The 18,144-nt window shown below is 64.1% G+C and carries 17 protein-coding genes; 2 read left to right on the forward strand and 15 right to left on the reverse strand.

Annotated elements, in window-relative coordinates; all coding sequences use genetic code 11:
* Nucleotides 1-2 precede the first annotated feature (2 nt).
* The 12 genes from ASC63_RS16545 to ASC63_RS00580 form a co-directional block, all read right to left on the reverse strand.
* The gene (locus ASC63_RS16545; RefSeq protein ID WP_235491688.1) at nt 3-638 is read right to left on the reverse strand and encodes a hypothetical protein; all 636 of its coding nucleotides are present in this window, start codon (nt 636-638) and stop codon (nt 3-5) included.
* Complete coding sequence (locus tag ASC63_RS16550; protein ID WP_055808725.1) at nt 611-1,114, reverse strand: hypothetical protein; 504 nt, start codon at nt 1,112-1,114, stop codon at nt 611-613. The genes ASC63_RS16545 and ASC63_RS16550 overlap by 28 nt, the downstream gene beginning before the upstream one ends.
* Nucleotides 1,114-1,740, reverse strand: a complete 627-nt coding sequence (locus tag ASC63_RS16555; RefSeq protein ID WP_235491689.1) for a hypothetical protein — start codon at nt 1,738-1,740, stop codon at nt 1,114-1,116. The genes ASC63_RS16550 and ASC63_RS16555 overlap by 1 nt, the downstream gene beginning before the upstream one ends.
* Nucleotides 1,713-2,222: a hypothetical protein gene (locus ASC63_RS16560; RefSeq protein WP_055808729.1), complete on the reverse strand. Its 510-nt coding sequence runs from the start codon at nt 2,220-2,222 to the stop codon at nt 1,713-1,715. The genes ASC63_RS16555 and ASC63_RS16560 overlap by 28 nt, the downstream gene beginning before the upstream one ends.
* A complete protein-coding gene (locus ASC63_RS00545; protein WP_162242859.1) occupies nt 2,219-3,301 on the reverse strand; it encodes a glycosyltransferase in 1,083 nt (360 codons plus the stop codon). The genes ASC63_RS16560 and ASC63_RS00545 overlap by 4 nt, the downstream gene beginning before the upstream one ends.
* Nucleotides 3,302-3,447: 146 nt before the next feature.
* Nucleotides 3,448-4,521 (reverse strand): glycosyltransferase, encoded by a 1,074-nt coding sequence (locus ASC63_RS00550; RefSeq protein WP_055808732.1) that lies wholly within the window; start codon nt 4,519-4,521, stop codon nt 3,448-3,450.
* 4 nt (nt 4,522-4,525) lie between these two features.
* Nucleotides 4,526-6,307, reverse strand: coding sequence for an ABC transporter ATP-binding protein (locus ASC63_RS00555; RefSeq protein WP_055808735.1), 1,782 nt, complete (start codon nt 6,305-6,307; stop codon nt 4,526-4,528).
* Between the two features lie 106 nt (nt 6,308-6,413).
* Nucleotides 6,414-7,637 carry a glycosyltransferase gene (locus tag ASC63_RS00560; RefSeq protein ID WP_055808737.1) on the reverse strand — a complete coding sequence of 408 codons (1,224 nt, stop codon included), beginning with the start codon at nt 7,635-7,637 and terminating at the stop codon, nt 6,414-6,416.
* Between the two features lie 2 nt (nt 7,638-7,639).
* A complete protein-coding gene (locus ASC63_RS00565) occupies nt 7,640-8,785 on the reverse strand; it encodes a glycosyltransferase family 4 protein (RefSeq protein ID WP_055808739.1) in 1,146 nt (381 codons plus the stop codon).
* 4 nt (nt 8,786-8,789) lie between these two features.
* A complete protein-coding gene (locus tag ASC63_RS00570; protein WP_055808741.1) occupies nt 8,790-9,776 on the reverse strand; it encodes a Gfo/Idh/MocA family protein in 987 nt (328 codons plus the stop codon).
* Nucleotides 9,776-10,876, reverse strand: a complete 1,101-nt coding sequence (locus ASC63_RS00575) for a DegT/DnrJ/EryC1/StrS family aminotransferase (protein WP_055808743.1) — start codon at nt 10,874-10,876, stop codon at nt 9,776-9,778. Before ASC63_RS00575 ends, ASC63_RS00570 begins: the two co-directional genes overlap by 1 nt.
* Nucleotides 10,869-11,480 (reverse strand): acyltransferase, encoded by a 612-nt coding sequence (locus tag ASC63_RS00580; RefSeq protein ID WP_055808745.1) that lies wholly within the window; start codon nt 11,478-11,480, stop codon nt 10,869-10,871. Before ASC63_RS00580 ends, ASC63_RS00575 begins: the two co-directional genes overlap by 8 nt.
* 72 nt (nt 11,481-11,552) lie before the next feature.
* Here ASC63_RS00580 and ASC63_RS00585 point away from each other — a divergent pair, with 72 nt between their 5' ends.
* Complete coding sequence (locus ASC63_RS00585; RefSeq protein ID WP_055808747.1) at nt 11,553-12,263, forward strand: glycosyltransferase family 2 protein; 711 nt, start codon at nt 11,553-11,555, stop codon at nt 12,261-12,263.
* Between the two features lie 17 nt (nt 12,264-12,280).
* Complete coding sequence (locus tag ASC63_RS00590; RefSeq protein WP_055808749.1) at nt 12,281-12,655, forward strand: DUF2304 domain-containing protein; 375 nt, start codon at nt 12,281-12,283, stop codon at nt 12,653-12,655.
* Here the strand turns inward: ASC63_RS00590 and ASC63_RS00595 are convergent.
* From ASC63_RS00595 to ASC63_RS00605, 3 genes are all read right to left on the reverse strand, one after another.
* Nucleotides 12,652-14,646 carry a DUF6541 family protein gene (locus ASC63_RS00595; RefSeq protein WP_055808751.1) on the reverse strand — a complete coding sequence of 665 codons (1,995 nt, stop codon included), beginning with the start codon at nt 14,644-14,646 and terminating at the stop codon, nt 12,652-12,654. The two genes, ASC63_RS00590 and ASC63_RS00595, sit on opposite strands and share 4 nt — an antisense overlap.
* Nucleotides 14,647-14,658: 12 nt before the next feature.
* The gene (gene galE / locus ASC63_RS00600; protein WP_055814537.1) at nt 14,659-15,654 is read right to left on the reverse strand and encodes a UDP-glucose 4-epimerase GalE; all 996 of its coding nucleotides are present in this window, start codon (nt 15,652-15,654) and stop codon (nt 14,659-14,661) included.
* Nucleotides 15,655-15,728: 74 nt separating this feature from the next.
* A complete protein-coding gene (locus ASC63_RS00605) occupies nt 15,729-18,044 on the reverse strand; it encodes a cell wall-binding repeat-containing protein (RefSeq protein WP_055808753.1) in 2,316 nt (771 codons plus the stop codon).
* Nucleotides 18,045-18,144 lie beyond the last annotated feature (100 nt).

Below are 18,144 nucleotides of genomic sequence, written 5' to 3' on the forward strand. Positions count from 1 at the left end.
GGTCACGCCGGAGAGGCATCCGTTTGGACAAGCCGGGCGATGGCTGCGCCCCAGATCGCGACCTGGGATTCGGCGGAGAGGTCATGTGCGGCGGCATCCGATGACTGCTTAAAGCCCCGCACCTGCTCAGGGGTGAGGTTATCGAGCACCGCAGCCAGAGCGTCCGAACTGAAGTCATCCGCGACTACCCCGCAGCCATATTCGTTAAGCAACCGCGCCATCTCATGCGACGGGCCGATGATCAGCCCGAGCCGGGCCTGCACATAATCGAAGAACTTGTTCGGCAAAGCCCACGCGTTGTTGAAGCTCACCGGTGGAAGGATATGCACCCCAACATCGAAGGCGTTGAGCGTTTCAATGAGTTCGCTGTACGGTACCGGATCGTGCACCACAATCCGATCGGATGCCGCAGCCCGCGTCTTCAGCTCCTCAAGGTGCTCGGGGTCGTTCGGGGTCAGGTACAGATCGAGCGTCGCACCCGATGCGGATGCTTCAACCGCCTCGACGATTCCCACGATGTTCCTATCCCGCAGGCAGGCTCCGCTATGTACGAGACGAATCGGATCTCCAACCGACGTCGGCGACACATCCGCGTACGGGGCAGCATTCGTCACCACCCCGGCATCAATACCGAACACACGCTTGTACTCATCGGCAATACCCTCGCAACGAAGGTGCGGCACATCCAACGGATGAACGGCGCGACAAAGAGACGCCACCGCGTCAGTTCTTCCTTCTGACGGGGGGCATATTCATGCAGATCGGCGTGAACCCCGCGGTCAGGCCGTAGCGACAGCGCCAAGCCAACGGCATCGACGTCGTTCGCGAGAACAACATCGAATTCGCACCCCTGCAGTTGTTGCTTCGCGTTTGCGATAGCGGCATTGGACCAATAGGCGCGACGATACTGTCGGGTCATGAGCAAGGTGCGATCGTATCTCCATACCGCGAACTCGCTCGGAATCTCGATATGACCGGCCACGCCGTCGGGCGCAGGTCCGTGACCGCATGTGTACACCTCATAGACGTCGCGCAGCAGGGTCACCTGCTTGAGAACGCGGGCATCCGTTGCAATGGGCGAGAACGACAGGATGAGAATGCTCGGCAGGCCCATCAGACCGCCTTTCGCGCGATGGTGGCGATGGCCTGGTTCCAGATGGTGACCTGGGCTTCGGCCGAGAGGTCGCGTGCAGCAGCATCCGACGCCCGCTTGAAACCGTGCACCTGCTCGAGAGTCAAGGCGTCAAGCACCCGCGCAAAGGCGCCCGCCGTGTAATTGATAGCGACCTCGCCGAGCCCGAAGTCACGCACATACGCGCTCATTTCTGCCGATGGACCAACAACAACGCCCAGACGGGCCTGCACATAGTCGAACAGTTTGTTCGGTAGCGCCCACTCGTAATTGAAGTTAACCGGAGGCAACACGAAAACGCCGACGTCAAAATCATTCAAAGTCGCGATCAACTCGTCATATGGAACGGGGTCGTTCACACGCACATTCGGCATTCCGACAACGTGTGACTGTAATTCCGCCAAATAGACCGGGTCATTGGGCGTCAGATAGAAATCCAACGAAATGTTCGCCCGCGAAAGAGCGACACCCTCAATCATCACCATCAGATTCCGGTTACGCAGGCAGGCTCCGCTATGTACGAGACGAATCGGATCCCCAACCGACGTCGGCGACACATCCGCGTACGGGGCAGCATTCGTCACCACCCCGGCATCAATACCGAACACACGCTTGTACTCATCGGCAATACCCTCGCACGAGCAACGAAGCGACGACAGAGCCAGTTGTAGAACGGCTGGATGCGCCGCACCCATGCCGGGTTCTCTTCGTGCAGCCGAGGGGAGTACTCGTGCAGGTCGGCGTGCAGTCCGAGCCGCGCACGCAACCAGAGCGCGAGCGGGGCCGTCTCGACGTCGTTAGACAGGATGATGTCCCACGATCCAGGCTTCAGGGCATCGCGACACCACCTCACGGCGCTCAGGCTCCAGTAGGCCTTGCCATACAGCCGCAGAGTGATGAGGCGGCCGTTGAGGTCGTTCTGTGGTTTGTTGTCGGGGATGTGGATGTGCCGCACGACCCCCTCTGGAGCGTCACCGTAGCCACACGTGGTCACGTCATACGACTGTGAAAAATGTCGCACCTGCTTGAGCACGCGGGCATCCGCAGCGATCGGCGAGAACGAGAGGATCAGGAGGGTAGGCCGGGTCATGCCGCATCGCTTTCGGGGTCGAGAAATGTTTTGAGCACCGCGGCCGAAGCGCGCCCATCGTGCACGGCCGCGACGAACTCCGGACCCGCTGATGCGAGCTCGCGATAGCGCTGCGGATCGGCGCAGATTGTGCGAATGGTTGCTTCGAGGGTCGATGCCGTCGCCTCAACGATGGGCAGTTCCGTCCCGGTGTGCTCACGCACGTAGTCGCGCACGAACCGCGAAACGTGGCCTATTACGACGCGTCCTGCGGCCAGGGATTCACAGGCCGCTACGCCATAAGAGCCCAGTCGAAACTGATCGAGAACGATGTCTGCGTTGCGGTAAATCTCCGGTATCTCATCGGCTGGCACGCCCTGGATGCGAACATACTCCACGATCCCCTGCTCGTGCAGAGACTGCATGATCGGGTCAACGAGGTCTGAGCCCTTGATGATCGCGCCGCTCGGTGCATGCACCACCACCGGCCTGCCGCGGTGCAACGGCTGGGTTGCACTGCGCCATTTCTCGGGTTCAACGATCACGGGCAGCCAGCTGGCATGCGGCACGTCGACAAGCAGATCGGGCGTCGAGACGAACACCGGTATTTCCAGTCGTGCAATCATCGCGAGGTTATCGCCAGACTCGAGCTCGGCACGTTCCGTGAACGGCCAGAGCCCGTCCTTGTACGGCGAATACTCTTCCATTGCCGCGTGCCTGCTGGGCAGCCGGATGTCCGTGCCATGCGAGAGGAAGGCAACCTTCACTCCTGCATCGAGCAATTGCCTGACCTGGGTCTCGACACTCTGGTCGAAGACGCGACCGAACGGATGCCGCTCCGCCTCGACCCCAACGTGGGTAAACCCCGCCGTCACGGCCTCGCGCTGCCGTGCCTGCCACTTCTTAGAAAAGACATATCCGCTGACCGGCACCGACATATCCACCGGAAAGCCGAATTCTCCGGCGCCGTGATACGCCATGGCGACGGCCTTGACCCCGTCGAGATGGCGCTGGGCCGCATGCGCCCACTGCCACCCCTGTCCCGCAAAATTGGACGGCGCGACAAAAAAACGGATCGGAGCGTCGGGTGCCTCGGCCACCACCATCTCCGCGGGGTCATATCGAAGCCGCGGGGGCAATAGCAGTCTGGATACAGAGTCGGGAAAGACCCGCAGGGCGATACCGGCGAATCGCGCTAAGCCACGCGGAAGGATGACGCACCCACTTTCGTCTCGAAACGCTCGCTCTATCTTTTCAGAGCGTAGAGCAGGTACCGAACCAGCACGCTCTCGCGATCAAAGGCGTGCAGCACGCTGTTCGGAAGAACCGTGTCGATACGCGCGCTGCGGCTGCGCGCTGAAATCGCCTCGACGAGGGCCTGCGCGTCGCTGACCGGCGCCAGGATGACGCCGAGCAGTCGTCGATCGGCACGACACAGCGGAATGAGGGCAGCCGGTGCGAAGCGAACGACCTCGGTGGCGCACCGGCGCAGGAGACTCAGCGACTCCGCGTCCCACTGCCCTGCAGTCGGTCGCGCGAGCGCGGTATTCAGCAGGTGCGTGCGCAGCAGCTTGATACCGAGCGCCCGCCGCATCGAGCGCGAGAGCTCCTGAACCCATTCTCGTGCGAGCAGATCATCTATCGCGGCGAGCGCCTCACTCACCGACATCACTGCGGTGGTGACACGGCTCTGTGCATCCATTCCGACGACATATCGAGGCGCCGACCGGGGGAGGCTGATGCGGATCGCATCCGAGTAGAGTCGGGCACTCACGGCAAGGTCCTCGCCGCTGCGCAGACCTTCCGTGAGAACAAGCTGGCGTTCCTCAACGAGCGCCCGCCGAATTAAGCCCAGCGGGGCGCTGCGATAGAAGAGTCGGTCCTTGACCGCGTTCAGCCCGCGCTGTCGCCACGGCCGCACGAGTGGCGCGCGCATCGGCTCACCGTTCTGCATGCGCACGGGAGCCATCACCATGTCGGCCCGCGACGAGCGTGCCTCAGCGAGCCAGCCGCCTATCGCCCCGGGCTCCAGAAAGTCGTCGGAGCCCATGATCGAGACGAACTGAGCACTCGCCAGCGAGAGGCCGTGGTTGAACGGACCTGCCGGTGAGCGGATGCCGTCGGCGAACTCGACGAGACGTAGTCGCTCGTCTGAGCGGGTCCGCGGGTCGAGCGTGAGCGAATGCGCTTCAATGCCATGACAGACCACGGTCACGCGAACTGACGCCACCGCATCGAATACCGAACGCACGGCGCGATCAACCGCTCGCGACGGGTCGTGAACCGCGATGACGACATCGACGGCCGGCTCGGCGATCATCGCGCTAACGGCTCAGACCCGCAAGCGCTGCCTGCTCGGCGAAGTCGGGCACGGCCGCGACGACCTCGTCAAAGGTGCCGCTGGCAACGATGCGACCATCGCGCATGAAGCAGACCTGGTCGCTGTCGCGGATCGTGGACAGCCGGTGAGCCACGGCCACGACGGTCACCTGGCCTTTGAGCGCATGAATGGCCCGGGAGACGTCGGACTCCGTCTTGGTGTCGAGAGCGCTGGTCGCCTCGTCCATCACGAGTACGAGCGGGTCGCTGTAGAGTGCACGCGCGATGCCCAGACGCTGCCGCTGGCCGCCGGAAAGCGACATGCCTCGATCGCCGACACGGGCATCCATACCGCCGCTGCGTCGTTCGATCACGTCCCAGAGCTGCGCTCGCTCGAGCGCCACCCTGACGCGATCCCGGTCGAAATCGTCCGACCAGCTGAGCGCGACGTTCTGGGCCACCGTGCCATCGAACAGCGAGACCTCCTGCGGAACGTAGCCGACGCGGGTGCGCCAGTCCGACAGCACGTCTTCGAGCTGCTGGTCGTCGAGGCTGATGGTGCCCTCGGAGGGAACCAGAAGTCCGAGCAGCAGATCGACCAGGGTGGACTTGCCCGCCCCAGTTGAGCCCGCCAGGCCCAGGGTGCTGCCCAATGGAAGCGTCAGATCGATGGCTTTCAGCGCGGGCTGCCCCGACCCCGGATACGTGAAGCTCACGTTCTTCAGCGAGAGACCCTTCGGCTCCCCCACGATTGCTGTGCGCCCAATCGATTCCGCGTGCGCCAGGTAGCCCTGGGCATCATGGATGTCATCGATTACCGTGCGCACGATCGGCACGCTGGCGTTCGTCTGGGTCATGACGGCCTGGAACCCGGTGAGGGAGGGAACGAGCCTGAAACCAGCAACCCCGAAGAGCGCTATCGCCGAGAATGCCTGGGCAACGCCTCCGACCAGATAAGCAGCGCCACCGACGAGCAGAAATCCCCCGACCAGGGCGCCATCGAAGATGAACTTCGGCAACATGCCCAGAAAACTGATGTTGGCGCGGGCTCGCGTGGTGTGGATGCGATTCTTGTGTACCACCGCTGCTACCGTGTCTGCACTGTTGCGCAGCGTGATCTCCTTGAGCGTCGCCACCATGTCGGTCATTAATGAGGCCACTTTGAAGGAGTAGTCCCGGTTGACCCGACCCGCCTCGACCGAACGACGAGAAACCCACAGGTAGAGAACCAATGCGATGAGACCGAGATAGACGAGCGTGATGGCGGCCGTTGCCGGCTGCGCGATCACGAGAACGGCGACCACTGCAACGAAGGTGGTGAGCATGGTGGGCAGCGAGAGCAGCGGAAGCATGAATCCTCCGACCACCGCGGCGATGCCCACATCGGCGAGGCGAACCAGCTGCGCGGTGTTGCGCTTGAGGCGCTCCGTCCACGGCGCCTTGATGTACGCGTCGAAGAGCCTGTCGCCGATCTCCAGTTCGTATGAGGCGAACCGCCGCGTCGCCGACCACTGCAACAGCACAGCGATGGCGGACTTCAGAATGATCAGCGCACAGACCGAGACCAGAACCCAGATATAACCATCCGACTCGATGCGCCCGATCAAAGGAATGTTGATGGGCTGATTCTGGACCATTCCGGTGAGCGAGACGGCCAGGAGCATCAACGCGACTACATCCAACCCGGCAAGCGCACACGAGGCGATTACATAGAACCAGAGGAAGGGCTGGGCCCGCGCCGGCAGCATCGGCATGAGCTGCCTCAGCGTCTGCCAACTGACCTTCACGTCGGATCCTCCGTCTTCGATGTTCTCAAGCGTTCTATGTTCCCATAGTCCGGCTGATCGTCCGCCCGACGAGCCGGGCCGGCGGTGCACGTTCTCTGGCCTGCGCTCAGGAGCGCAGAAACGCCTCGAGCACTCGTGCGGAGGCCTCCCCGTTGTGCACGGCCGCTATGAAAGCGGGTCCGGATGCCGCGACCGCCCGGTAGTCCTCGCGGTTCGCCAGTACATGCTCCAACACAGCTCGCAGCGTCGCGGGTGTGGCCTCGACGATCGGCACATCCACACCGTATTCACGCCTCACATGGTCGCGCACCTGCTCGTGAACGTGCCCGATCACGAGTCTGCCGGCGGCCATGGCCTGCAGCGCAACTGTTGAATAGTTGCCGATGCGGAACTGCTCGAGAACGATGTCTGCCTGGCGGTAGACATCCGGCATCTGGGTCGCGGGAACACCCTGAATTCTGCGGTACTCGATCGCCCCACTTGCGGCCAGTTGCGTGGCCGCCGGTTCGATGAGGTCCGTTCCCTTGATGACCGGGTTGCTGGGCGCGTGGATGACCACGGGCGTCTCTCGTTCCAGCGCGGCATCATCGCTCTGCCACAGCGCGGGTTCGACCACGTTCGGAAGCCAGCTCGCGTCCGGCCAGTCGAGAAGTTGTTCGGGAGTGGCAACGAATACCGGCGCATGTGATTCGACAAGCACCACCCGATTGGCCAACGCCTGTTTCTCAAGCACCGGAATCGCATCCCAGCTCTCGTCGCGGAACGGTGACCATTCATCGAGTTCTCGATGCCGACTCGGCAGGCGAAGGTCACTGCCATGGCTGAGCATGGCCACGCGAAGGCCCGCCGCGCGCAGCGCCTGCACCTCTCGAACAACCGACTCATCGAACAGGCCGCCGAAGATCGGACGCTCCGCCTCCACGATCACATGGGTGAAGCCGCGCGTGACCGCGCGAAACTGGGCGCGCTGCCACCGCGTGGAGCGCACGAAAACGCGTACCGGAACGGCGTTATCGCTGGGGAACCCGAAATCGTCGTCCAGGCGATACTGCATGCTCACAGAGCCAACGCCATCGAGCCTCTCGACGGCACGTGCCCATGCATATCCTTGCCCGGAGAAGTTGACAGGAGCGATGTACACGCGAGTCGGCGTGCTCGGTGCGGCCGGCGGCCGTGGAACATCCCGCGCGGTAAAGCCGTACTTGGCGGGGTTGAGACGCATCGCGATGCGCTCCGGAACGCGATTGATGACGCCGTCAACGGCTTTGTTGACCGGGGCCGGCCATGAGGCACGGGATCGTGCCACGCGTGCAGCAAACGAACGAATCATTGTCATCTCCTCGCAGCCTCCCCGACCACGGATGCCGCCCTGCGTGCAACAGCGGAGATATCAACGGTGTCTACAGCGACGGCCCGGATGCGCGCACGCTCCGCGTTTGTCGGCGCCGCCGACAGCACCGCCACCAACGCTTGGCTTACAGCGTCGTCGTCATAGTCAACGGCGTAACCGAGGCGATCCTTCTCGATGGCCTCACGCCCCGGACCGACGCCCGCATAGACGACGGGAACGCCACACGCGATAGCCGCGTGAATCTTGGTGGGATACGCGAAGTCGTAGCCCTGTCCCGGCTTCATACTCACGAGTCCCGCGTGCGCGGAACGAAGCCAGCTCGCGGCCTCAGACGGAGGAACCACCCCGTGGAATTCGACCGCGGAGAGCTTCAGTTCACCCGCGAGACGCACGAGTTTGTCGCGCGCGCTGCCCTGCCCGAGAAAGACCAGGCGCGCATCCGGCACCGCCTGGAGCGCCTTCGCAAAGGCTCGCACGAAGATGTCCGCGCCCTGCCACTCCGAGGTCGTGCCCGCGTACACGACCAAGGGCGGGGTGTCGATGCGCGGTCCGTCCGGAGTGAAGATCGTCGTATCGATGCCGTTGCGAATCACGCTCACGCGGTCGTGGCCGCCCAGCTCGCGCACTCGTACGGCGACGCCGTCGGTCACGGCGATAACGGAACGAGCACCACGAAGCGCGAACGACTCGAGACGCCTGACAATGCGCACAACGAATGCGGGAGCGCCGGTCGACTCCGAGGCGTCAGACCAAATATCTGCCGCGTAATAGACATAGGGCGTGCGCCGGATCGCCGCGGCAATGCGCACGATGAATCCCGTTGTGGGTGGCGGCTCTGTGACAATTACGTCGCTGCGTCGCCCGAAGAGCACCCGAAAGAAGAGGGGAATATCGAAACTCATGTACTGCACATAGCCGCGCACATACCCCGCAGCGTCGCGCAGCACCGGGAACCGTTTCACGCGCACCGTTGCCCTCGTGTCGGAATCCGCGTCGCCGGGCACGGTGGAGGTCAGCACCGTGACAGTATGACCGGCCTCATCCAATGCGTTCGCGAGGGCCGCGAGGCGGTATGACGCCGCCGCGGGCTCCGGCGAGAAGATGCGGCTGGCTATGGTGACGCGCATCGGCCTAGAACTCGACCGACTTGCCCGTCTTTGCGGATTCGATCACGCCTTCGACGACAGCGAGCACACGAAGGCCCTCCTCCATGGTCACGACATCGTGGCGGATGCCGAGCACCGCGTCGCGGAACGCCTCGTGCTCCACCCGCAACGGCTCGCGCTTGGGGAACGAGAACCGGGTGACGTCACCCTCGCTGACGCCGCGGAAGTTCGAGATCGACTCCCACTCGAGCGGGAAGGTGCCATTGGCATAAAAGGTGAGATCGCCGGTGGCGGTGTCGGCGACGAACGCTCCGCGCTCACCGGTGACGATGGCGACCCGTTCCTTCATCGGGCTGAGCCAGTTGACCACGTGGTTGACGACAACGCCACTCTCGAGACGGCCGGTGGCGAGCATCATGTCTTCGAACTCGCGCCCGCTCTTGTGAACCGTCTGCGCGTAGACGCTGCGATAAGGGCTCTGCACGACCCAGGCGGTGAGGTCGACATCGTGCGAGCCCAGGTCTTTGCCCACGCCGACGTCGGCGATGCGCGAAGGGAAAGGGCCCTGTCGGCGTGTGATGACCTGATAGACCTCGCCCAAGTCGCCAGCCTCGATGCGACGGCGCAGCTCCTGCAGGGCTGGGTTGAAGCGCTCGATGTGTCCGACGGCGCCCACGAGCCCTTTGACGGAGAAGGCATCGACCATGCGCTGCCCCTCCTCGACGGACTGGGAAATCGGCTTCTCCACCAGGGTGTGCACACCCGCCTCGGCGAGCTTGAGCGCGGCATCCTCGTGGAACCGGGTCGGTATCGCCACGACGGCCAGATCCAGACCAGCCGCGATGAGCGATTCGACGTCGGGAAGCACTTCGAGGTCGCCGGCCACGCCGTGTGGGTCACCGGCAGGGTCGGCAATGGCAACCAGCTCGACGCCGGGAAGCTCACGCAGCACGCGTGCGTGGTGGCGACCCATCATTCCTATGCCGATGAGCCCAGCGCGCAGATCGGCCATTATGCGCCCGCCCCTGCGAGGGCGTTCACCGCAGCGACGATGCGGTCGAGGTCGCGCTGGCTCAGCGAGGGGTGCACGGGCAGCGAGACGACCTCGGATGCCGCGCGCTCGGTCTCGGGCAGCTCGAGGCGGGGCGCGAAGCCCTTCAGCGAGTCAAGGCGGTGATTGGGTACCGGGTAGTACACGCCGCTTCCCACGTTGTACTCGCTTTTCAGCGCGGCAACGAAACCGTCGCGATCCTGGGGCACCCGAATCGTGTACTGGTGATAGACGTGCACGGCGCGCTCATCGACGGGCGGAATGACCACACCGGAAAGGTTGGCGTTCAGGAATGCGGCATTCTTCCTGCGCTGAGCGGTCCAGGCCTCGACCTTGGTCAGCTGCACGCGGCCGATGGCGGCGTGGATGTCGGTCATGCGGGCGTTGAAGCCGACGATCTCGTTCTTGTATTGCGCCTCCATGCCCTGATTGCGCAGCAGCTTGACGGTGCGCTCGATCTCGGGTGTGGCGCAGGTGACCATGCCGCCCTCGCCGCTGGTCATGTTCTTCGTCGGGTAGAGGCTGAACATGGCGAACTGCCCGAACGTGCCCACGCGCTGCCCGTCGAGTTCGGCGCCGTGTGCCTGCGCGGCATCCTCAAAGAGTGCAACGCCACGACGGGCGGCGATCTCGGTGAGCTCACGCATCTTCGCCGGGTGACCGTACAGGTGCACGGGCATGATCGCCTTGGTCTTGCCCGTGATCGCGGCCTCCACGGCGACCGGATCGAGCGAGAAGTAGTCCGGTTCGATGTCGGCGAAGACCGGCGTGGCTCCCGTGAGCGCGACAGAGTTCGCGGTGGCCGCGAAGGTGAACGACGGCACGATGACCTCATCACCGGGGCCGACTCCGGCAGCCAGCAGCCCGAGGTGCAGACCCGAGGTACCCGAATTCACCGCGACGGATGCCCGCCCACCGACCATCACATCGGCGAACTCACGCTCGAAGGCCGCAACTTCAGGCCCTTGAGCGACCATGCCGGAACGCAGAACGCGATCGACCGCGGCGCGCTCGTCGTCGCCGATGATCGGCTTTGCGGGCGGAATGAACTCGTCAGTCATGGGTGGCAACCTCTTTCAATGCGCCGTCGGTCTCTTCATATCGTGTCGCGGTCTGCGGGCAGACCCAGTGGCCGGCCTCTTCGATCAGGCGTACGCCAGCCTTGCCGACCCAGCCGATTCGCCGAGCGGGAACGCCGGCCATGAGGGCAAAGTCGGGAACGTCCTTCGTGACGACGGCACCAGCGGCCACCGTGGCCCAGGCGCCGATCGTGACCGGCGCAACACACACCGCACGAGCGCCGATGGCCGCACCATCGTGAATGGTTACGCCAACCGACTCCCAGTCGTGCGCGCTCTTGAGCGAGCCATCCGGGTTGATCGCCCGCGGGTACGTGTCATTGGTCAGTACGACAGCGGGCCCGATGAACACGCCTTTGCCGAGCACAGCGGGCTCATACACGAGCGCATAGTTCTGCACCTTGCAGTTGTCGCCCATGACAACGCCTGTGCCGATGTAGGCACCACGACCCACAATGCAGTTCACGCCGAGGCTGGCGTCTTCTCGAACCTGGGCGAGGTGCCAGATTGCGCTTCCCTCGCCAATGTCTGCGCGCTCGGAAACGTCTGCGGATGGCGCGACGCGCGCGTTGACATGAATGCTCAATTGGGCTCCTTGCACCTCAGGAGTCTCGGCAGGGTGCCCAATAAGACTAATGCCTTCTGCAACAATGGCCATATGACAGAGGCCGTTTCGCAGGAGCCCGCCGATGCCGTCGAACCCGATCACGAGACGTGGATCGTCATTCCCCTCTACAACGAAGCGAGCGTCATCGGGGGCGTCGTTTCGGAGTTGTCGGCATACTTCGACCACATCGTGTGCATCGACGACGGTAGCACCGACGGCTCGGCCGAGGTTGCTCAGGCGGCCGGCGCACGGGTGATCCGGCATCCGGTGAATCTCGGGCAGGGGGCGGCGCTGCAGACGGGCATCTCCTACGTCGTCTCCCAGCCGGGTGCGCGCTACATCGTCACCTTTGACGCCGATGGCCAGCATCGCATCGAAGACGCTCTCGGGATGCTGCGAGTGGCGCGCGAACACGACCTTGCCATCGTCTTCGGCTCGCGCTTTCTCGATGACCGAACGCAGCCCGGCATCGCCAAGAAGATCATTCTCAAGACGGCGGTGTGGGTCACGAACCGCACAACGGGGCTGCGCCTGACGGATGCGCACAACGGACTGCGCGTCATCCGGGTGGATGCGGCTCGCCTGATCGACCTGCAGCAGGATCGCATGGCGCACGCCACCGAGATTGTCCTGAAGCTGGGGCGCACCAAGCTTCCGTGGGAGGAGTACCCCGTTGAGTTGCTCTACACCGACTATTCGAAGGCCAAGGGCCAGTCCATTCTCAACTCGGTGAATATTCTCGTCGACCTGTTGGTGCGTTAGAGGAGTCGGAGACACTCATGTGGATTCAAATCATTCTCGTCATCGCCGTCGTGGTGATTGGTCTGGCGCTCGCGCGGCCCTCCGGCGGCGACAACCACCTCGCACTACGACGCCTGTTCATGGTCGGTTTCATCGTGATCGCCGTTGTCTCGATCCTGTTTCCACAATGGCTCTCCTGGGTGGCGAAGCTGGTCGGGGTGGGCCGGGGCACCGACCTGTTGCTTTACGCCCTTGTGCTCGCGTTCCTCATTTACGTCTCAACGGCGTATCGCCGCAATGTGCAGCTGAACCGTAAGCTCACGGCTCTCGCCCGCGAATTGGCACTCGCCGAGGCCCGGGTTGAAGATGCCGCAGCGAGCACGACGAACACGCCAAAGGATTCGACGGACTAGTCGGCGCAGGCCGTGATCTTGTAGAGCACGGAGTCGCCCTGCCTGTCGATCTCTTTCGCGACACCGTCTTTGGCAACATCCAGCAGGCCGACGAAGCCGGATGTGCTGTCGAGCTGCACGTTCGTCTTGCCCGCGTCCCGTGAGTACGTGCCGAAGTCGAGCAGGTATTCGACGTGCAGCGCACGAACAGCCGGGCACACCGTAGGATCGGTCAACGCCTGGTTCAGCTTGAGGTTGATGAGCGGAGCGCGGGTATCGATGAGCGAGCTGAAGTGCGGATTGAGCACTCTCCTGTTCGCCAACGCGTAGGTGAATGCCGTTCCCGTCCACGGATTGCCCACGATCATGGCGTCGGCCGGAACCTCGGTATCAAGGCGATCAATCAGCGTGCGCTCGTCGGTGGAAAGCAGGGGCGAGTACGGCCTCTGCGCATAGGTGTTGTTGGCCGACACCACTGCCGCGCGCATGGCTATCCCCTGCGTGCTGACGACGAGGAGCAGCAGCGCGGCGACCACGCCGATCCACACCGCCGCAGGTCTTGCTGGTGCGGAGACTCTGGAGGTCAGGAACGGCCAGACCCGCTTCACGACGAAGCTCCAGATTGCGACGGCGCCGAAGACGGCCACCGGCAGACCGACCATGATCAGCAGCGCTGCAAGCCGCGGCGGGTCGCGGTAGAACAGGCCGACAACGAGGGCGCGCACCCGCCAGGACGGCATTGCGACGGCCACCGCGAACATGAACGCGCCGATCGCCCACGTTCCGAGCACCCACCGCCGCCCCGGCGCACGCGCCAGATGTACGAAACCGACCAGGGTGAACACCGTCAGCGCAATGGCGACCGGCGTTCCCTTGACCGAGTAGGTGACGGACTCGAACGCGGCCCCGAAAATGTTCGTATAGGTGATCCACGGCGTGTTGTCGCCCAACCGGCCTATGACGACCCAGGCGACGGCGAAAACACCGAGACCTACCACCACGAGAGCCCAGCTGACGATGCGGCGCATCTTCGATGCAGGGGCACGTGTAAACGCGATGACCCGCGTGATGATGAGCGGAATGGTGAAGGCGAACCAAGCGAAGACAACGGATGGCTGCGCGAGTCCGATCGCGGCGAGCACGGCGGCCAGCAACACCGCCCGCTCGATCAGTCGGGGCCACATCGGGCGCGAGAATCCGACGATCGAGAAGCCCAGCGCGAGAGCGAGCGGCAGCATTGCCAGAGCCAGAAAGTAGGGGTACAGCACGCCGTAGTTGAGCATGAGCATCGGGAAGGCCGGGAATGCGGCGCTCACCGTGCCCGCGATGACTATTGCGGCACGACTCCCGGGGATCAGCGTGCGCATGAGCAGTACACACGCGGCCGGCCAGACGAGCGCGGCGATGGCGATGCTGCTCAGGTTCACGATGACCGGGATGCCCGCTCCCGTGGCGATCGACGCAAGCGAGACGAAGTCGTGCCAGGCCGCCGGATAGAAGCTGGATGTTCCCGGGGGCAGCACGAGGCCGGAGATATGCCACGAAGAAGCGTTGCCGGTGTCCTCGATGAACCGCACCACGTTGAGATGGAACATCGCGTCGAAGGTTTGGGAAATGTGCTGCGGTTGTCCGATGGCAACGACCAGTTGCGTCGCGATGAGGATGCCGCCAAGAACCATGGCCAGAACGGTCCAGCCGGCCGATCGCATCCGGGTGCCCACGACCGGTTCAGATCGCACGCCTCGAACCAAGCGCCGCACCAGCAGCCATCGCACCGCCCACAAAACCAGGGCGCTGAGCACGGTCGCCAGGATCACCGGCAGCAACGACCAACGGATGCCCATCAGCGGAAAAACGATGGCCACGACCGCCACGAAGCCCACCGTGGCCGCCGGGGCGACGGCCACCAGAAGGAATCGGCGCGCGCCCACCGCTGCGGCAAGCGCAAGGCCGGGAAGATAAAGCAGCGCCACGACGGCAAGGAAGGGCAGCAGGGCGGAGAGCCAGTTCATTCGCAGCGAGCCTTAACGGGATTCAGGGGGTGTGGATGCATCTGCCTCGGCACGATGCGCACCCCAAGCCGACTCGACCATGTGCGAAAGAGAATATCGTGCCTTCCAGCCCAGTTCGCCGTTGATTCTCGACGCATCAGCAATGACGGTTGCCGGGTCGCCCTCACGGCGGCCCGCGATGCGCGGCTCGATGGTGACGCCGGATGCCCGTGACAGCTCCGCGAGCACCTCGCGCACGCTCGCCCCCCGCCCTGTACCGACATTGAAGACGTCGTTCTGCAACGGCCCCGCCGCCAGTGCATCGAGTGCGGCCAGGTGCGCCTCGGCGAGGTCGGCAACGTGCACATAGTCCCGCACTCCCGTGCCGTCCGGGGTCGGATAATCGTCGCCGAAGACGGTCGGTGCTTTTCCACGGGAGAGCGCGTCGATGGCGAGCGTGAGCAGATTGAGCGGAACGGAGTCGCCGAGCTGCGGGGTGCCTGCCCCGGCAACATTGAAATACCGCAGACTCACCTCACGCAGGCCGAGGGCTCGCGCCGCATCGCGCACGAGCCATTCCCCAGCCAGTTTGGACTCGCCGTACGGGTTGATCGGTCGCGGCACGACCTCTTCTGAGACGAGCTCGACGTCGGGGCTGCCGTACACCGCGGCTGACGAGGAGAACACAAATCGGTTGACGGCGGTCCCCTCGATAGCCAGCAGCAGGTTGGCCAGGCCGCCGACGTTCTCGCGAAAATACCGCGCAGGTTTCGCGACCGACTCCCCCGCCTGCTTGCGGGCTGCGAGGTGGATGACGGCGGTGACGGAATGCTCCGCCACCAGGGCGGAGAGCGCATCCGCTGCGGAGTCGGCGGCAAGGTCGATTTCGACGATGGGCGCCGGCGCGATTCGATCGGCGCGGCCCGAACTCAGGTCGTCGACGACGACGACCTCGTCACCGCGATCGACCAGCAGCCTCACCACGTGCGAACCGATGTATCCGGCCCCGCCGGTGACAAGAATTGACACGCGCGACAGCCTACCGGGCGCCCCTGTGCGCATGCCTGATGACACTCGGCTGCCCGCGCCACTTCACCAGGTCGTCAGCTACAACGGGTGAGCGCCACGATGCCGCTGCCCAGCACGCCCGCACCGCCGACGAGGTAGAGCGTTCCGGCACCAGCAGAGCTGATTCCGATCCATGACCGGCGGGGAATGCACGTCTGCGGGGTCAGGTAGAGCGGCGCGGCGCGCACGCCGCTCAACACCGACCCGGTGAGGGCATCGGGGAAGTCGGCGCCTCCGGCGAGAAACGCCTGACTCGCGGTGGGCAGCAGCGCCCGGTTGACGAGCTGGTTGGTGTCATAGCGGTCGACCCCCGCATACCGGGTAACGGAACTGATCGTGCCCGCTTGGGTCATGATTCCCGGGCTCACCACGCTGGTGCCGCCGAGCACATAGGTCTTGCTCGGGTGCAATGACGCAAGGTAGCTCGCCGTGGCCGATGGCATTGACGCGGCGGTACCGTCGACGAGCAGAACCGGATTGCCCCGTGCGGCCGCCACGGCCGAGGCAGAGAGCGCATCCGGATAATCCATGCCTGTTGCCAGGAAGACGGTGGAAGCCGAGCCGAACACGTATTTGGTCACCTTGAGCGCGGTGTCGAAGCGGTCAACGCCGCCGAGCCGCACGGTGGGTGCCAGCACCTTGAGTTTGGCCACGACCGCATCCGACACCGCCCCTGTTCCACCCACAACGACGATCTTCGCGGGCTTGAGTCGGCTGATCTCGGCACTGACCGCGCTGGAAAGGACGGTTGACGGGGTGAGAAGAAGCGGACCACCCAGCTTGGCGGCCACGGGAGCGGCAGCCAAGGCATCCGGGTAGGTCTCGCCGGTTGCAACAAAGACCACGGGCGCCGTGCCGGGGAAGGCGGTTCTCGAAACCGCCACGGCGGTCGCATAGCGGTCCGCGCCCGAGACCCTGACGAGTTTGGGGTTCGGTCGCATCGTCACCGCCGCGGCCTTCGATGCAGACCAGGAAATCGTGCCGTTTTCGAACTGCACGCTGTTCGTGCCGTCTTTCGCCGTCGACTTCGCGACGATCGGATAGCCGAGCTTGCCCCCCGGGCCGCCGACGCTGTCATAGGCAGCCACAACCGCGGACGGTATTGCCACCGGGCCCGTGTCGCCAGTGCGATAGATGCGCCCGTTGTCGAAGGGCTCCATGTACCCGCCGTTGATGGCGCCCTTGGTGCTGTCAGTGGGAAAGCCGAGCCACCCGGCCGGGCCGCCCTCGGTGAGATACGGGCCGAGCAGGATGTTCGCGACACGATGAATCTTTCCGGCCGGGGTCGTGTAGAGCGAGCCCTGCTGGAATTGCTGGCTTACGGCCCCACCCGGTTGCACCTTCTGCGCCGCGATCGGATACCCCATCGCGGTCGGAGTTCCATAGAGTGCGAGGAATGAGCGGCCGATGGAGCCGGATGTCATGAAGGCCCCCGTGGCCCGACTCCAGTACGCCCACCCCCTCTGGAATTCCTGGCCGACTCCGCCGTCTGCATAGTTTGCCGGGTAGTTCGTCGGGTACCCCAGGGAGCCGGTGGCGCCACCGGTCTGGGTCCACAGCGCGCTCAACTGGGCGGCAGTCGTGTAGTGCGTGGATCCGAACCAGTCGGTGAAGTACACCCAGAAGTTGCGGTTGCCGTAGGAGGAACAGCTGTCGCCGACTCCGTAGAGGTTCTTCAGCGCGGCAGCGTTCGGCTGATAGGGCGTGTAGTTGTACAGCCCGGCGGTTGCCTGGTTGCGGATATACACCGATGGCGCGCCGCAGTTGTTGTACGGCGTGTATTGAATCGCCTTCCAGTTTCCGGCGACGTAATTGAACGACGTCGGGTAACGCTGGTACACCTTGAACTGCCAGGCCGCCATATAGACCTGATTGTAGAAGCCGTAGTATTTCGCGTCGCATCCGGCGGGAGTATCCGGGCACGCATATCCCATTGCCGTGTCGTATCGCCAACCGGAGGGATAGACGTTAGTGACGAGCCCCTGTTCCTTTTGAAGCGTAGTCACAATGACTTGGGGGTTGATGCCACACGCGGTCGACACCTTGTAAATGATCGACGCGGCCGATTCGTTGCTTGCCCCCGCGTAGGCGGCGCATTGTGAGTCGGCGGCCCGCGAGAATGTGGACTGCCGGAAATCCTTCAGACAGGTGTATCCAGTCGTGCAGTTCGGCACTTTCGAGTTGAGGAAAGCCTGGATGCTGGCCACCGACATCGTGCCGCTGTTGTAGAAGACGGCATCGCTGATGATGTCGCCCGGGTCGAAGTCCGCCGCATTCGCAGCGCTCGCCTGTGGCACCGGGGCAATGGTCGACTGGATCGCGACGAGCCCGGTCACGGCAAGAAGAGTCACTACACTCGCCGCCAGCAGCCTTCTACCCCAATGCCGCATTACCCGCAAACCGCCCCGTCGATCATGTAAACCGCGCATCCGAGCGCTCCGGCCATGGTAC

This window comes from Leifsonia sp. Root112D2, from assembly GCF_001424905.1.
Taxonomy (GTDB): domain Bacteria; phylum Actinomycetota; class Actinomycetes; order Actinomycetales; family Microbacteriaceae; genus Root112D2.

Excerpts from the sequence above, each read along its gene's own strand:
- ASC63_RS16550 (WP_055808725.1), bottom strand. The coding sequence starts at position 1,114 with ATGGGCCTGCCGAGCATTCTCATCCTGTCGTTCTCGCCCATTGCAACG.
- ASC63_RS16560 (WP_055808729.1), bottom strand. The coding sequence starts at position 2,222 with ATGACCCGGCCTACCCTCCTGATCCTCTCGTTCTCGCCGATCGCTGCG.
- ASC63_RS00550 (WP_055808732.1), bottom strand. The coding sequence starts at position 4,521 with ATGATCGCCGAGCCGGCCGTCGATGTCGTCATCGCGGTTCACGACCCG.
- ASC63_RS00560 (WP_055808737.1), bottom strand. The coding sequence starts at position 7,637 with ATGATTCGTTCGTTTGCTGCACGCGTGGCACGATCCCGTGCCTCATGG.
- ASC63_RS00565 (WP_055808739.1), bottom strand. The coding sequence starts at position 8,785 with ATGCGCGTCACCATAGCCAGCCGCATCTTCTCGCCGGAGCCCGCGGCG.
- ASC63_RS00570 (WP_055808741.1), bottom strand. The coding sequence starts at position 9,776 with ATGGCCGATCTGCGCGCTGGGCTCATCGGCATAGGAATGATGGGTCGC.
- ASC63_RS00575 (WP_055808743.1), bottom strand. The coding sequence starts at position 10,876 with ATGACTGACGAGTTCATTCCGCCCGCAAAGCCGATCATCGGCGACGAC.
- ASC63_RS00585 (WP_055808747.1), top strand. The coding sequence starts at position 11,553 with ATGACAGAGGCCGTTTCGCAGGAGCCCGCCGATGCCGTCGAACCCGAT.
- ASC63_RS00590 (WP_055808749.1), top strand. The coding sequence starts at position 12,281 with ATGTGGATTCAAATCATTCTCGTCATCGCCGTCGTGGTGATTGGTCTG.
- ASC63_RS00595 (WP_055808751.1), bottom strand. The coding sequence starts at position 14,646 with ATGAACTGGCTCTCCGCCCTGCTGCCCTTCCTTGCCGTCGTGGCGCTG.